Source organism: Micromonospora sp. NPDC049891, from assembly GCF_040660295.1.
In the GTDB taxonomy this organism is placed as follows: domain Bacteria; phylum Actinomycetota; class Actinomycetes; order Mycobacteriales; family Micromonosporaceae; genus Micromonospora.
In genome coordinates this window covers 183,067-197,596 of record NZ_JBFAML010000011.1, presented here as the reverse complement: position 1 = coordinate 197,596, position 14,530 = coordinate 183,067, and the positions used below count along the sequence as shown (strand labels likewise).

The 14,530-nt window shown below is 72.1% G+C and carries 17 protein-coding genes; 3 read left to right on the top strand and 14 right to left on the bottom strand.

Annotation, left to right across the window (positions count from 1 at the left end; genetic code table 11):
* Positions 1–68: 68 nt before the first annotated feature.
* The 10 genes from AB0I71_RS17155 to AB0I71_RS17110 all read right to left on the bottom strand — a co-directional run bounded on the left by AB0I71_RS17155 (position 69) and on the right by AB0I71_RS17110 (position 6,985).
* Positions 69–305, bottom strand: coding sequence for a hypothetical protein (locus AB0I71_RS17155; protein ID WP_357585603.1), 237 nt, complete (start codon positions 303–305; stop codon positions 69–71).
* Positions 302–823, bottom strand: a complete 522-nt coding sequence (locus AB0I71_RS17150) for an HNH endonuclease signature motif containing protein (RefSeq protein WP_357585602.1) — start codon at positions 821–823, stop codon at positions 302–304. Before AB0I71_RS17150 ends, AB0I71_RS17155 begins: the two co-directional genes overlap by 4 nt.
* Positions 824–1,291: 468 nt before the next feature.
* Complete coding sequence (locus tag AB0I71_RS17145) at positions 1,292–2,200, bottom strand: tyrosine-type recombinase/integrase (protein ID WP_357585600.1); 909 nt, start codon at positions 2,198–2,200, stop codon at positions 1,292–1,294.
* 56 nt (positions 2,201–2,256) lie between these two features.
* The gene (locus tag AB0I71_RS17140; RefSeq protein ID WP_357585598.1) at positions 2,257–3,132 is read right to left on the bottom strand and encodes a DUF72 domain-containing protein; all 876 of its coding nucleotides are present in this window, start codon (positions 3,130–3,132) and stop codon (positions 2,257–2,259) included.
* 45 nt (positions 3,133–3,177) lie between these two features.
* Positions 3,178–3,576 (bottom strand): TraR/DksA C4-type zinc finger protein, encoded by a 399-nt coding sequence (locus tag AB0I71_RS17135; protein WP_099851628.1) that lies wholly within the window; start codon positions 3,574–3,576, stop codon positions 3,178–3,180.
* A gap of 122 nt (positions 3,577–3,698) precedes the next feature.
* Positions 3,699–4,340 (bottom strand): uridine kinase, encoded by a 642-nt coding sequence (locus AB0I71_RS17130; protein WP_357585596.1) that lies wholly within the window; start codon positions 4,338–4,340, stop codon positions 3,699–3,701.
* 79 nt (positions 4,341–4,419) lie between these two features.
* Positions 4,420–5,031, bottom strand: coding sequence for a winged helix-turn-helix domain-containing protein (locus AB0I71_RS17125; protein ID WP_357585594.1), 612 nt, complete (start codon positions 5,029–5,031; stop codon positions 4,420–4,422).
* Between the two features lie 351 nt (positions 5,032–5,382).
* Complete coding sequence (locus tag AB0I71_RS17120) at positions 5,383–5,919, bottom strand: winged helix-turn-helix domain-containing protein (RefSeq protein WP_357585592.1); 537 nt, start codon at positions 5,917–5,919, stop codon at positions 5,383–5,385.
* A 47-nt stretch (positions 5,920–5,966) separates the two neighbouring features.
* The gene (locus AB0I71_RS17115; protein ID WP_357585590.1) at positions 5,967–6,461 is read right to left on the bottom strand and encodes a rhodanese-like domain-containing protein; all 495 of its coding nucleotides are present in this window, start codon (positions 6,459–6,461) and stop codon (positions 5,967–5,969) included.
* Positions 6,462–6,523: 62 nt separating this feature from the next.
* The gene (locus AB0I71_RS17110; RefSeq protein ID WP_357585588.1) at positions 6,524–6,985 is read right to left on the bottom strand and encodes a cysteine dioxygenase family protein; all 462 of its coding nucleotides are present in this window, start codon (positions 6,983–6,985) and stop codon (positions 6,524–6,526) included.
* A gap of 212 nt (positions 6,986–7,197) precedes the next feature.
* On the opposite strand from AB0I71_RS17110, the gene AB0I71_RS17105 reads away from it, so the two are divergent.
* Complete coding sequence (locus AB0I71_RS17105) at positions 7,198–7,590, top strand: ankyrin repeat domain-containing protein (protein WP_357585586.1); 393 nt, start codon at positions 7,198–7,200, stop codon at positions 7,588–7,590.
* Positions 7,591–7,708: 118 nt separating this feature from the next.
* Here the strand turns inward: AB0I71_RS17105 and AB0I71_RS17100 are convergent, their stop codons facing one another.
* The 4 genes from AB0I71_RS17100 to secA2 all read right to left on the bottom strand — a co-directional run bounded on the left by AB0I71_RS17100 (position 7,709) and on the right by secA2 (position 12,377).
* Positions 7,709–8,464, bottom strand: a complete 756-nt coding sequence (locus AB0I71_RS17100) for a class I SAM-dependent methyltransferase (RefSeq protein WP_357585584.1) — start codon at positions 8,462–8,464, stop codon at positions 7,709–7,711.
* A gap of 106 nt (positions 8,465–8,570) precedes the next feature.
* Positions 8,571–9,071, bottom strand: coding sequence for a DUF2231 domain-containing protein (locus AB0I71_RS17095; RefSeq protein WP_357585582.1), 501 nt, complete (start codon positions 9,069–9,071; stop codon positions 8,571–8,573).
* Positions 9,072–9,150: 79 nt separating this feature from the next.
* Complete coding sequence (locus AB0I71_RS17090; protein WP_357585580.1) at positions 9,151–9,891, bottom strand: GAF and ANTAR domain-containing protein; 741 nt, start codon at positions 9,889–9,891, stop codon at positions 9,151–9,153.
* 191 nt (positions 9,892–10,082) lie between these two features.
* Positions 10,083–12,377, bottom strand: coding sequence for an accessory Sec system translocase SecA2 (gene secA2, locus AB0I71_RS17085; protein ID WP_357585578.1), 2,295 nt, complete (start codon positions 12,375–12,377; stop codon positions 10,083–10,085).
* 318 nt (positions 12,378–12,695) lie between these two features.
* Between secA2 and AB0I71_RS17080 the strand changes: the two genes are divergently transcribed.
* A complete protein-coding gene (locus AB0I71_RS17080) occupies positions 12,696–13,679 on the top strand; it encodes a glucosyl-3-phosphoglycerate synthase (protein ID WP_357585623.1) in 984 nt (327 codons plus the stop codon).
* 103 nt (positions 13,680–13,782) lie between these two features.
* A complete protein-coding gene (locus AB0I71_RS17075; RefSeq protein WP_357585576.1) occupies positions 13,783–14,511 on the top strand; it encodes an ATP-binding protein in 729 nt (242 codons plus the stop codon).
* Positions 14,512–14,530: the final 19 nt, after the last annotated feature.

The window sequence follows — 14,530 nt, the reverse complement described above, 5'->3', positions numbered from 1 at the left end:
TGTGTGCAGTAGGTGGCTAATCCGCCGCCCGCCCTCCCGGCCTTGATCACCGGGAGGGCGGCGGTGTCTCATCCGCCGTCGTCAGACTCGGCGTCAGGTGCGGGTGCGTGCGCGGCGATCAGCGCGACCAGCCGGTCGGCGGCCTCCCGGAGGTCGGCCCACGCCGCCCGGTCGGATTCGTAGGTCAGCCCGTGGCGGCGGGCCGCGATCAGGGCCTCGCAGGAGCGGGCACCTACGGCGGCCTGGTAGGCGCAGGACCGGAACTCCCGGGAGTCGGCGGTGCCGGTGGACTGCTTCCCGCTCACGCCGCTGCCTGCCGGGTGTCTGGTGCCTGCGGGCGCGCGGGCCACACAGGCGGCCACGGCAGCCCTGCCGCTGCCCGCTGCGCCCTCCACTGCTCGACGGTCTTGCCGCCCTTCGCCGAGTTGCACCGCACGCAGGCGAGGACCAGATTCCACGGCGCGTCCGTGCCGCCCTGGGAGCGCGGGCGAACGTGATCAACGCCGAGGCGGTGCCCGCCGCCGCAGTAGTGGCACGCCGCGCCCGCAGCTAGCAGGGCGGTGCGGGCGGCGTTGATCCTCCGCTGTCGCCGTGACGCCCGCAGGAGCGCTGCGTCCTGGACGTCCCGCCTCGGGTGTGCGCGGTGATAGCTGATCCAGCGCTGCCGCTGCGCCTCGTCACGCCGAACCGCCTCGCCGAGATCGGCGACGTATCCGGCGGAGATCCACCTTCGGTAGATGTCCCGCCGGGCCGCAGGCGTCGACTGGTACGAGGAGACCGGACGCCGATCGGGACTGTCGAGGTAGCACAGCGGGCTCCACATGCCGGTCACGCTGCTGCCCCGCCCTCGGCGTCGGGCTTCGCCCTAGCGGCTGCTCGCGCCTTCGCAGCCTGCGCCGCCTTCAGCGACAGCCGCGCCATGTGAGCGGCCTCAGCCTGCCGTGCCCGCCGGGCACGCTCGGCGGGGTCCATCGTGCCGTCAGGATCAACGAGGCGCTCGAATCGAGCGGAGCGCCCCCGCCAGGTAGCCGCCATGCGGGCGGCGGGGTCAGAGGTGTTTGCCCAGGACGTGAGCCCGCCGATGCGGGCGGTCAGGCGTCGGACATCAGGATCTTTCGCTGCCATCGGGGACGGTGCTCCCAACACATGGAGATGCCAGGGCCGCTGGTCCGCGTGGCGGCCACTACCTCTAGTTGGAAGCCCGTCCGCGCCGTCTCAGGGGTGACGGCATGGCCGGGTAGTGCAAGGGCAGGCGTGCCAGTGCCCACCCCCGGCGCTACGGTACATCGGTCTACAGGCGGTCGCCCAAGGAGAGGCGGGCGTTCGCCGCGCGTGCCCGCTCCGCCGCCGTCGCCGCGCCATAGCGGTCCAGCATCGACCGGGAGCGCCAGCCACCGTTGACCATCAGGTCGCCCTCCTCCCCTCCCTTCGCCCGGAATGCTGCCGCCCAGGTGTGCCGTAGCTGATGGGGGTGAATGTGCCCGATCCCGGCGGCTGCGGCCCGCCGCTGCAACATGGCCTTGATGCCGTCGCTGGTCAGCGTCGGCCTGCCCCTGCCGCCGAGCCACAGCGCAGGCAGCTCGGCGTAGGGGTGCCGCCGCCGCTCCCGCAGGTAGCGGTCCAGCGCGCGCATCGCCTTGGTGCCGGGTTGGACGGTGCGGCGGCGCGGCCCGGACCTGTTGCTGCCCTTCCCTGCGACGGTGATCGTCCGCGACCGGATATCGAGATCATCGACGGTAAGGCCGGTGACCTCGGCCAGCCGCAGGCCGCAGTCGATCAGGACGTAGATGATCGCGGCGTCGCGGCGGGCGGTGAAGTCGCCCCCGGCGCAGGTGCCCAGGAGCGCCTTGATCGCGTCGTCGGGCAACGTAGGCGTCACCGGCTGGTTGGGGGGCGGGGTGCGGATGCCGGCCGTCGGGTCGGTGTCGCTCTCGCCCTCGGCGACGAGCCAGCGGTAGAAGTGCCGGACGCCTGCGAACCAGGATCGGGCGGTGCCCGAGGATGTCGTGTTTCGGAGGTGGATGATCCACGCCCGGATGTGATCGCGGGTCACCTCATCCGGGGCGACGTCGGGCGGCAGCGAGGTGGCGAGGTGCCGCAGCGCCCGCAGGTACGACTTGATCGTGTTCTCGGCGTAGGCGTCGGCGCGGAGCGACAGCTCCCAGGAATCGGCGAGCGTGCTGAAATCGGGGTGAGGCATGAGCGGAAGCTATCGGCACTATCTCCGATGTACCAAGGCGGCTTCGAGGTCCGGCTTCACGTCTCCGCAGCTAGGAGGGCCTGTAACTGCTGCGCGTTCCGCTGCGCATAGTCCCGATAGCAGTTGTTCATGAGAACGTGGGTCTGCTCGGTCTCGCCGGCCAGTTCGCGGAGCTTGGGCGCCCAGTCCTTGAGCTCCCGCGCGGAGTAGTGGTAGCCGAATTTCTCGTGGATGTCCTTGCTGGTCCATTTGTCGCTGTGGCCGTGGAAACGCACCACCGCGAGGTCCGAGGTGGCGGCCAGCACGGGCGGGATCGAGGAGCGGTGGCCCTGCGGCATGTCCACGCTGACGTACGCGAGTCGGTGCTCGCGCAGGAAGTCGAGGGTCTCCGCGGCGTTGTCGCCGTCGAACCAGGAGGCGTGCCGGAACTCGAACACCGGGCGCAGCGGCGCACAGCGCCGCGTCACCTCCAGCAGGTACTGCTTGTTGTCGCGTCGAATGGTGAACCAGGGCGGGAACTGGAACAGCAACGCGCCGAGCTTGCCCGCCTCGACCAGCGGGTCGAGGGCGCTGAGGAAGCGGGTCCAGACCTCCTCGTACGCCTGCGGCGGCAGGTCGTCGGGGTAGAGGTTGCGCTTGTCGGTCTCCGGCCGCAGGTCCTTGTAGATCGCGCTGACCCGGGTTGGGTGGCCGGTGAGCAGGCTGAACGCCTTCACGTTGAAGGTGAAGCCGGCGGGGGTCCGCTCGGCCCACAGCTTCGCGGTGCGCTCCGCGGGCGGTGAGTAGTAGGTGGCGTCGACCTCGACCAGCGGGAACTGGCGGGCGTAATAGGCCAGCCGCTTCTCCGGAGTGTCAGCGGTCTGGGGGTACCAGCCGGAGTCCAGCAGGGTCCGGTCGGTCCAGGACGCGGTGCCCACCATGATCTCACCCATGGGTGGAGTCCACCCTGTCCCGGACCGACCGGCAACCGTCGCGGGTCAGGCCGCCCGACGCTCGCGCGTCTGCTTGCAGGTGACGCAGGTGGTGGCCGACGGGAAGATCTCCAGCCGTTCCACCGGGATCGGCGCGGTGCAGCCCTCGCAGAAGCCGTAGGTGCCCTCGGCGAGCCGGGCGAGGGCGTGTTCGTACTGGGCGCGACGGTCCAGGATGGTCCGCAGCAGTGACTGCGCGGTGTCCCGCTCGGCCGTCTTGGTGCCGCTGTCGGCCTGGTCGTCGCCGGCGGTGTCGCCGACCTCGACGAGCCGCAGCACCTGGCTCTGCTGCACCGCCTGCTGGTACTCCTCGGTCAGCTCGTCGTGGCGGGCCTGCAGGGAGAGCCGGATCTGGTCGATCTCCGCCTGGGATCGGCTGGTGCCGACCGTGTCGTGGACGAGCATCGCTGCCTGCCTTTCCTGGGCCATATGGTCGCTGCGGGCGGGTCGGTCCGCACCCGGTCATACCGCCCAAGTCATCGCACCCGGGCGCTGTGAGCCCCGCGTTTACCCTCGTTGCCCACGGCTCAAACCGAGCCGTCCACGGATTCCACAAGCGCCGGGCGACGCGGATCGTCGACCCGGACCAGTACGTCGGCAAAACTGGCGGGGGCGACCTCGGCGGCGTACCTGTCGAACGCGGGCAGGGTCCAGGCCAGTTCGGGGTCGGTGCGCCGGCGCAGCGCGGCGGCCGACATCTCCAGGTGCACGACGACGTCGAAGGCCAGCGCGCCACCGAGCAGGAACGCACCACTGACCAGCACCACCCCGCCGGGCGGCAGGTCGACGTACGCGGCTCGGCTGGCCCGGTCCGCCCGGGCGTCCCAGAGCGAGGGCAGCACCCTGCCGTGCCCGTCCGGCCCCGCCGGGTCCAGCACCTCCCGGCGCAGGCCGGTCTCGTCCACCCAGCCCTCGTAGTACGCGTCGGGGTTGGTCCGGCCCCGTTCCAGGCGCAGCGAGGCCGGGCGCAGGAAATCGTCGGCCCGTACGTGCAGCACCGGGTGGCCGAGGGCGCGCAGAGGATCGACAAGGGCGTCAGCCAGGTGATCGGGGCGGGCGGCCGGTGCACCGTCCACCGCGACCCGCAGCCGTCCCTTCGACACCGCACCGGCGAGCCGGTCGGCCAGCTCGGTGATCAGGAGCGGCGGTGAGATGGGACGCACGCGCATCCGCCAATGGTGCCCGCTGGTCGGCGCCGTCACGCCCGCCCCGGCCGAGCCGGGCCCGCTCACCCGGTCCGCCGGCGGGTCAGCCGGCGCGGTCGAGGGTCACCCGGGCGTCGTCGGCCAGCCGGTAGCCGACGCCGTAGACGGTGGTGACGAGCGGAACGTCGACGCCGACCTTGCCGCGTAGCCGACGCACGTGCACGTCGACCGTGCGTACGCCGGCGTGCTCGTAACCCCAGACGGCGTTGAGCAACTGGAGTCGGGTGAAGACCCGCCGGGGGTTCGCGACCAGGTGCAGCAGCAGGTCGAACTCCAGCCGGGTCAGCGGCAACGGCTCGCCGTCGCGCAGCACCGACCGGGAGGACGCCAAAATGTGCAGGGTGGGGATGGCGGGCGCGAGCTGCCGCGCCGGGGTACGACCCGCCGGCACCGCCTCGCTGCGGCGTTCCGGCACGACCGGACCGACTGTGGTGATGGTGCCCTCGCCCCGCTCCAGCATCTCCCGCGCCGCGTCGAGCAGCCGACGCGCGGCCGGCGTCAGCGACTCCTCACACGCCAGAGGGATGGAGAGGGTGACCGTGAGCACGGGGGCGGCGGTGTTGGCGGGACGACGCTGACCGCCGGGAGGCCGACCGGGCACCGCAGGTTGGGACGTATGCCATCCGGCGCGCGACGAAGCGGGGCTGACCGACATGGTCCTCCTTGGCTGGTCCGGGTTTTCCCCACGGCCCCGGGACGCCGCTCTATCGATGCTTCCCGGCGCCCGTGCGAGGGTCAAGGGGCGGCTGCGTTGCATGAATGTGACAATTGACCGACACATCGGAGCCGTCCGCTCGCTCTGCGTACGAGGCCAGATGATTACAGCAGAGTCGCCAAGTTGACCTGATACGGGGGGTGGTCGTCACCGTTCGCGGCCTTCGGGGCGGGATGTCCACACCCACCGCGACGTCGGCTGTTCGCGCTCCCACGCGATGACCGTCACGCGGACGGGACAGCGGTGCCGCCACTCGGACCGCCCGGCGACGGGCGGCCGACCCGGCCGGATTCAGCGTTCGACGATCACCGGCGCCTCGTCGGCGAGGCGATACCCGACGCCGTGGACAGTGGTCAGCAACGGGGTACCGGCGCCCAGCTTGGCGCGCAGCCGACGAACGTGCACGTCGACGGTGCGGGCCACCGCGTGGTCGTGGCCCCAGACCGAGTGCAGCAGTTGCAGCCGGGTGAACACCCGGTGGGGCCGCTCGGCCAGGAAGAGCAGCAGGTCGTACTCGATCCGGGTCAGCGGGATCGTCCGGTCGCCCTGGCGTACGGCGCGCGGACCGGTGAGAATCCGGACCAGGTTCGGGTCCGCCACGGTGACCGGGACGTCGTCGGTCCGGGAGAGTCGCCCCTCCCCCGACTCGGCGATCTCGCCGAGCAGTTCGAGCAGCCGGCTCAGCCGTGGGCTCATCGGGCTTGACGCGAGGTCGACGGTGATGGTCAGGGTCGGCCGGGTGCGCGGCCGCACCAGCCGGATCCGGTTGGTGTGCCGGGGCGGGTGTTGGCGCGGGTGTTGGCGCGGGCCGAGAGCGACGACGGACACGGTGGCCTCCTGGGACTACCACCGCCACGCCGGGTGGGCGTGGCGGTTCAGCGGGACGCCCGACCGGCGGTCGCCGGGGGCGCGAGAATGGACGTTGCGGTCGGCGCGGTGGGCCCCAACGCGGGCAGGCCGGCGACCTGCCAGGCGGCGAAGCCGCCGATAACGTCGGTCGCCCGGTGCAGCCCGAGATCCTGGAGCGACGCGGCGGCCAGCGACGAGGTGTAGCCCTCCTGGCAGAGGACCACCACGGGCAGGTCGTAGCCGGTCGCCTGCGGTAGCCGGGCGGGGCACCGGGGGTCCAGCCGCCACTCCAGCACGTTGCGCTCGATGGCCAGTGCACCCGGGACGGTGCCGTGCGCCGCCCGCTGCGCCGCGGGACGAATGTCGACAAGCAGGGCACCGGCACGGTACGCCAGGTGCGCCCGCTCGGGGTCGAAGCGGTCGAGACGGACGCGGGCGGCGGCGAGGATCTCGGCTATCCCCCTGGATCCCGGGGGTGGCACCGGTGCCCGACAGCCGGTGGTGGAATCGATATGTGACATCGGCGGTTCCTTCCAAGGAAGATCATCGGTACCGGACGTGGGGCGGTTTGCCGGTCGGCGTCTCACCATGCCACGCCGGCCTCGGCCACCTCGGCGACCTGTAGCCGGCCCTGGACGAGGTGGTAGCGGACCATCCGACGCAGCGCCGGGCGGTAGACGTGGACGCTCACCGCGGGATCGGCGTGCCGATTGGTCACCACGTGGACGTGCCGAGGGCCGAAGCGACGGCCGGAACCGGCGGCGAGCAGGTGCGGGCGCAGCCGGCCGCCGCTGACGGTCTCCTCGGTGAGGGTTCCCGAGGCCACCAGGAAGGCGCCGGAGGAGCCGCCGTGGTCGTGCAGGTCGGTGCCCTGACCGGGCAGCCAGCTCAGCGCCCACACCTCGTGGTCGTCGTGGACGGCAAGCCGGGCGTACCACCGGCTGGTGGGGTCGAAGCGCACCGGCACCGGCCAGCTCGCGGGATCGGCGGCCCAGCGCCGGGCGACGGCGAGCAGGTCCGATTCGGTGGCGGGTACGGAAGGCATCGGGTCCTCGCGACGGTCGTCGGTGGCTGTCTCGACCAGCTTAGAAGATAAACCCTATAGGTTTAGTAGGCATTCCTACGATCTGGGACGGTGCGCTCACGCCGGTCACCCGGTCGTGGCCGGGCGATGACGGTACGGCGCGGCGGCCGACGATGATCACCTGATCGGCCGGCGGTCGCGAGCGGTGCGGCGGCGCCGACTAACCTGAACCGGTGAGCGACGAACTCGACGCCGAGACCCTGGAATTCGCGCACCGGATGTTCGACCTGGCGCGCGACGGCGCGACCACGGAACTCGCCGGGTACGTCGACGCGGGGCTGCCGGTCAACCTGACCAACCACAAGGGTGACAGCCTGCTGATCCTGGCCGCGTATCACGCCCACCCGGAGACGGTGCGCGCGCTGCTCGACCGGGGGGCCGATCACTCCCGGGCCAACGACCGGGGACAGACAGCGCTGGCCGCGGCGGTGTTCCGTAGCAACACCGAGGCGGTACGCGCACTGCTCGACGCCGGGGCCGACCCCGACGGCGGCAATCCGTCCGCGGTGGCCACCGCCGAGTTCTTCGACCTGCCCGAGATGCTCGCACTCCTGCGCTCCAGCTAGGCCGCCACTCGCCGACTCAGCCGGGCGAGTCGAAGCCCCGGCGGCTGCCGCGCCACCACCACCGGCAGCGGCAGCGGCGTGACCCTGGCGTGGGCGAGTGGCGGCGCCGGGGCGTTGCCTACGCTCTGGCCTCGATGAGGAAGCGGCGGGCGTGGGCGACGAACGGGCCTTCGGCGCGGATCCGTTCGTGCAGGCGCCGCAACGCGGGTCGGTGCGCCGCCACGGTGAAGCCGGGCACCGTCCAGATCACCTTGCGCAGGAACCAGACCACCGCGCCGATGTCGTGGAAGACCGTCCGCAGCGTCGCCTCGCGCAGGTCCACCACGGTCAGGCCGGCCGCCCGGGCGGCGGCCACCGCGTGCCGCGGATGGCGGTGCACCGGCGGCGGCAGTGGGCCGAGGACCGCCTCGCTGAGTTCGCGTACGGTCCCCGGACCGATCTGCTGGGACAGAAACGTCCCGCCCGGGCGCAGCACCCGCGCCACCTCGGGCCAGTCGGTGCGCACCGGATGCCGGCTGACCACCAGGTCGAAGACGGCGTCGCGGAACGGCAGCGGGGCCTCGCCGTTCACCGCCACCACGCTCGCCCCGAGCGGAGCCAGGTTGGCCCGCGCCACCGGCACGTTCGGCGGCCACGCCTCGGTCGCGGTCAGCAGCGGAGGCGGCTGGGGTACCTCGGCCAGCACCTCTCCCCCGCCGGTGTCGATGTCCAACGCCGCGTCGACGGCAGCCATCCGGGCCGCCACCAGCCGCGCGTAGCCCCAGGGTGGGCGCTCCTCCGTGGCCCGCCCGGCGAGCCAGTCGAACGCCCACCCCTCAACCGGGGCGGCCGCCCCCTCGGCGATCAGATCCTCGAAGCTCGTCTCTCGTGGCACGGCTGCCAGCGTGTCCGCCCGGACGCGCTCCGGCAACGCCTTATCCGACGCAGGCAGAGCTCGGTCAGCCGACGACGGCGCCAAGTGTCACGTCGAGGCGGGCGCTCTACGGGCGGGGCCGCACGACCTCGACGGTGGGGGCGTCGACGCCGCGGACGATCTCGACGCTTCTCGCCTCGGGACGGCTGGCCTCGAAGTGGCGCATCAGCCGCGCGCCGAGGTGTACGCCCACGCCACCGACGGCGAGGGCGAGCATCTCGACCACCAGCAGCGCCGGGGTGGCACCGCGGTTCGTCGCGTCCGCCCGGACCAGGCAGGAGAGCAGGAACAGCCCGGCCATGCCCGCGTTGACGACGTTGAAGCTGATCGCCGTGCGGCGGGTGCGGTCCGGCGGCACGTCCCACAGGTCGACCATCCCGGCGACGGCCGTCAACGCCGCTGCCACCAGGGCGGCCACCGCCGTCCAGTAACCGACCTCGCCGAGGAAGACCGGACCGCCGACCACGTCGGCGAGGTCGAAGATTACGGCACAGACGAAGAGCCCGTACGGAAAAGTGACAAGCATCGGTTGGATGGGGTGTCCCTGCACCCGCAGCCGGCTCTGCATCGTGGTCCCCCTGGATAGGCTCAGTCCATCAGCCCAGGGTGCTACCCGGGCGCCACCCGGGCGAAACGACACGCTCCGGTCAGTTGTCCCGGGGCCGGGAAACCGTGCTGACGAGTCGCTCCGCCACCTCCCGAAGCGGGATCGACAGCGACGACGCCGCGCTGCGCAGCACGTCGAGGGCGTCCTCGGCCGGGCAGCCGCGCTGGGTCATGATGACGCCGACGGCCTGGCCGATCACGCCGTCGTTGAGCAGGGCGCTGTCCTGCTGCACGGTCAACGCGGCGCGCTTCTCCCGGTCGCGTACCGCCGCCAGCAGCAGACCTGCGTGTTCGGCGAGCAGCATCGCGGTCAACTGGTGGCCGGGGGTCAGCGCGTCGGGTTCGGCGGCGTACAGGTTGACCGCGCCGATCACCTGCTCGTCGATGTCGACGGGCGCCGAGATCACCCCGCGTACGCCCAGTTCACGGGCCCGGGGTGTCCAGTCCGGCCAGCGCGGTTCCACGCCCAGTTCCTCCGCGCCGACCATCTCCCGGCGGCGGATCGCGTCCATCGCCGGGCTGTCCGGGCCGTACCGCAGGTCGTCCAGCCCGCTCAGCCTGGGGTCGGAGGCGGCGACGCCCGCCGGCTCGCCGGCCCGCAGCGCGGTGAACCCGCACCAGCTGACCCCCGCCAGGGCGTCCCGGGTGATCCGGACCAGCGCGGACAGCGCCGCGTCGAAGTCGTCCACAGCGATCAGCCCGGCGGTCAACTCGCGCAGCAGGGCAGCCGTCTCCAGCACGCCGAGCGTCCCCGCCAGCGGTGCACGTGTCTCCAGGTTCACCGGCCCGCGACTCCCGTACGCCAGGTCAGCGTCGCCACCCGTCTCCTCCTCGGCTGGGCCCCCGCGCTGGAGCCGCCTCTCGACATCACGATCGCCCTACTACCCGCGCCGACAACGGTCGAAACGGCGCAAACCGGGGCCCCTCCCAGGGTACGGGTGCCGCCGGGAGGGGTGTGCCGGACCGGACGACCTCAGCGGGAACCGGCCCCGCTGAGCCGGCGCCCGACCGAGGCGATCAGCCGGTCCAACTCGGAGCCGAACGGGTTGTCGTGCACGAGGTACGTCCAGGTGGCGCTCGGCCGGACCAGCTCTGCCGCGTCGGGCTCCCAGTCCTCGTCGAACTCGGTCTCGGCGAAGGTGGCGAGCGTCCGCGCCTCGATCGCCGGGACCAGTTCGGTGAACGCCGGAACCGCGGCGCGGTGGAACTCGTCGAGCGGGTCGAGCCGTCCCAGGGCCCGCAGGTGCACGCCCTCGCGGACCTCCGACAGCTCGGCCAGGTGCGATGCCCACAGCCGGTCGAGGTGGTAGAGCGCGATCGAGCGGGCCACCTGCGCCAGCAGGTCCTCGTCCATCTCGCCGGCCTTCTCCGGCATCTTGTCCAGCAGCATCAGGGCCGCGACATCACTTGTCAGCAGCCGCTCCCGACGCTCGGCGAGAGCCTTGCGCTGCTGCTCGATGACCACGCTGTAGCGCCAGGTGTTGCGGTGGATCTCGTGGTTGACCCCTTCCGCGACCCGCTGGGCGTGCTCGACGGCGTAATCCACCTGCGCGTCGGTGACCAGGCCGTCGGCGTTCATCCGGGGCGACGGCGGCACCGAGTCCCCGGCGTGGCGGACGACCAGGTCGTCCTCCAGGCTGACGAAGAAGACCGACCCACCCGGGTCGCCCTGGCGACCGGCCCGACCACGCAACTGGTCGTCGACGCGGCGGCTGTCGTGCCGGCCGCTGCCCATCACGTAGAGGCCACCCAGTTCGGCCACCCGCTCCCGGTCGGACTGGTCGCTGCCGCCGAGGCGGATGTCCACGCCCCGGCCGGCCATCTGGGTGGACACGGTGACCGCGCCGAACGCGCCGGCCTCGGCGATGATCGCCGCTTCCTCGTCGTCGTTCTTCGCGTTGAGCACCACGCACGGCACCCCGGCGGCGTTGAGCCCGGCGGCCAACTGCTCGGACTCCTTGACGTCAAGCGTGCCGACCAGCACCGGCCGCCCGTCGGCGTGGCAGCGCCGGATCTCGTCGATCAGCGCCTCCTCCTTCTCCGCCCGGGTGGCGTAGATGCGGTCCGGCTCGTCGGCGCGGACACACGGGGTGTTCGGCGGAATCACCGCGACCTCCAGGCCGAAGAACTCCCGCAACTGGTCGCCGACGAGCACCGCGGTCGCGGTCATGCCGCAGACCATCGGGTAGAGCCCGACGTACGCCTGCACGGCGATGGTGCCCAGCACCTCGCCCTCCGCCGACGCGTCCAGCCCTTCCTTGGCCTCGACCGCCGCCTGGAGCCCGTCGGGCCACCTGCGGCGCTGGGCGACCCGGCCCCGCATCTCGTCGATCAGCTCGACCGTGCCGTCCCGGACGATGTAGTCCACGTCCCGGTGCAGCAGGGCGTGCGCGTGCAGCGCCACGTTGACCGCCGAGAGCTGTTCGACGTTCTCCTCGTCGTACAGGTCGATGCCGAGCTTGGCCTCGACGGCGGCCAGGCCGGCGGAGGTGAAGGCCACGCTGCGGCCGTCCTCGGCCACCGTGAAGTGCCGGCCCTTGCGCAGGCCGCGGACGAGCGCCGCGGCGGCGTGCACCGGGTCCTGCTCGCCGGGTACCGAGCCGGCGAGGACCATCGGCACCCGGGCCTCGTCGATCAGGATCGAGTCGGCCTCGTCGACGATCGCGGTGCGCAGCGGGCGCTGCACCCGGTCCTCGATGTCGGTGACGAGCTGGTCGCGGAGGAAGTCGAAACCGGCCTCGCTCACCGACACGTAGGTGACGTCGCAGGCGTACGCGGCACGCCGCTCGATCGGGGTGGACGCCTCGTTGACCCAGCCGACGGTCAGCCCGAGCAGGGTGTAGATCGGCTCCATCCACTGGGCGTCACGGCGGGCCAGGTAGTCGTTCACGGTCAGCACGTGCACCGGCCCGTTGCCGAGCCGGACGTGCCCGTACGCGGCGATCGCGGCGGTGAGCGTCTTGCCCTCACCGGTGGCCATCTCGGCGACCTTGCCGGAGAGCAGCGACATGGCGCCCAACAGCTGGACATCGTACGGACGCTGGTCGATGCCCCGGCGGGCCGCCTCACGACCGAGCGCGCAGATCTCCTCGTAGCTCGACGCCGTGGCCGCCGCCTCGGTGAGTTCGGCGTCGTCGAACGCCGAGATCTCCTCCTCGCGGGCCTCGATGACCGGCAGCAGCTTCTCCAGCGGGGCCAGATCGACCGTGGTCCCCGGGCGCTGGAGGAACCGGCGGAACCTGGTCTTCAACCGTTGCGACACACCCATGAGCCGCAACGGTACGCGACCGCGCCGATCTTGAACGTCCCACCCGACCCTCCGAATCCGCGCGATCTTGCACTTTCTGTCTCGACATAAGGGATGTCCGGTACATAAGGACGACCAGAAGTGCAAGATCGCGGAAATCGGGATGGCTGGTGGGCGCAATCAAAGGTTCATCAGCTGGGAACGTGGCGGGAGCACAGCGCTGATCAAGCTGGGGTACCGGTCCGGTTAGCGTGCGGGGTGCTGGGAAATCCATCTCCCGGTCTTCCCGCCGACGAGGGGGTGCCTGTGCACGACAACGAATCTCTGGTCTCGCCGGTGGTGGAGGCCTGGGCCACCTATCGGACCACCTCGGCGGCCGACTGGCCGACCCGACGGCTGCTGCGGGCCAAGGGAGACAGCCGGGTCAGCGTGGTGCTGCCGGCGCGCAACGAGGAAGCCACCGTCGGGGCGATCGTGGCGACCATCCGCGAGCACCTGATGGACCGGGTACCGCTTGTCGACGAGCTGATCGTGGTCGACTCGCGGTCCACCGACCGCACCGCGGCGGTGGCCCGGTCCGCCGGCGCCGAGGTGGTCAGCCAGGATGCGATGACCCGTGGGCTGCCCCGGCTGACCGGCAAGGGCGACGCGCTCTGGGCCGGCCTGGCCGCGGCGGAGGGTGACGTGGTCGCCTTCGTCGACGCCGACCTGCGCGAGTTTCGGCCGCACTTCGTCACCGGGCTGCTCGGCCCACTGCTGACCGACCCGTCTGTCGACTTCGTCAAGGGCTTCTACCACCGGCCCCTGGTCAGCACCAGCGGCGTGGAGGCCGACGGGGGCGGCCGGGTGACGGAGCTGATGGCCCGGCCGATGCTGAACCTGTTCTGGCCGGAACTGGCCGGATTCGTGCAGCCGCTCGCCGGTGAGTACGCCGGCCGCCGCGAGGTGCTGGCGCGGGTGCCGTTCGTCTCCGGCTACGGCGTCGAGACCGCCATGCTCATCGACCTGCTCGAACTCGTCGGGTTGGACGCGCTGGCCCAGGTGGATCTCGGTGAGCGTAAGCACCGGCATCAGGACACCGCCGCGCTGGGCCGGATGTCCGCCCAGATCATGCTCACCGCCTGGTCGCGGTTGCAGCGCCGGGGCTGGGCCAACCCGGACGTGCTGCCCACCGCCCTGCTCACCCAGTTCCGCCGGGGCGGGTCCGACGCGCTGCCGAACCTGGACCGGGAAATCGTGGTCAGCGACGTGGCCGTGGCGGAACGGCCCCCACTGGCGGAGCTGCGCCACCAACTGCCGCGGCGCCGGGTAGCTGCGGCATGACGTCTGCCGGGGCGTGACGTGTCCGGCCCCACGGTGGCGTTTCACCCGGCGGAGGGCCGGGTACCTGCCAGGCTCTGCGGACAGCGCCGAGACGAGGGTGGAGATGGCGAGCCGGATCACCTGCCAGGTAGACGACGGAGCTCACGTCACCGTCGTACGCCTCGCCGGCACCCTCGACATGATCTCGATGCGTCAGGTGTACGCGTTCCTGGAGGAATGTCTGGCCCGGCAGCCCGACGCGCTGGTGGTGGACCTGGCCGAGCTGGACGTGCGGGAGCAGCTGGCGGTGTCGGTCTTCGCCGCCGTGGCGCGCCGTGCCGCGGGTTGGCCGGTCGTGCCGCTGGTGCTCTGCGCGCCGCACCCGGAGGCCGCCGCGCTGCTGGGCGGGTCGACGGCCTGTCGGGTGGTGCCGGTGCGGGACAACTGCGACGAGGCGAGCCGGGTGGCCGACGCGTCGGCCGTGACCCGGCTGCGACTGCGGCTGGATCCGGTCGCGGCGGCCTGCCGGCGGGCCCGGGAACTGGTGGCTGACGCGTGTGCCCGCTGGAACCTGCCCGAGGCGGTCGGCCCGGCCTCGGTGGTGCTCAGCGAACTGGTCGGCAACGTGGTCCGGCACGCGGGCACCCCGATGCAGGTCATCGTGACCCTGCGGCGGCCCTGGCTGCACCTGGCCGTGGTCGACGGCAGCAGCGCGGCGGCTCACCCCGGCGAGTCCGGGCAGCGCGACGAGGGCGGCCGGGGGCTGCTGCTGGTACGCGAACTTGCCGACCGCTGGGGCAGCGCCCCGGCCGGCGACGGAAAGGCCGTCTGGGCCACACTCCCGGCGAATTGACCGAAATTACCGCTCTCGC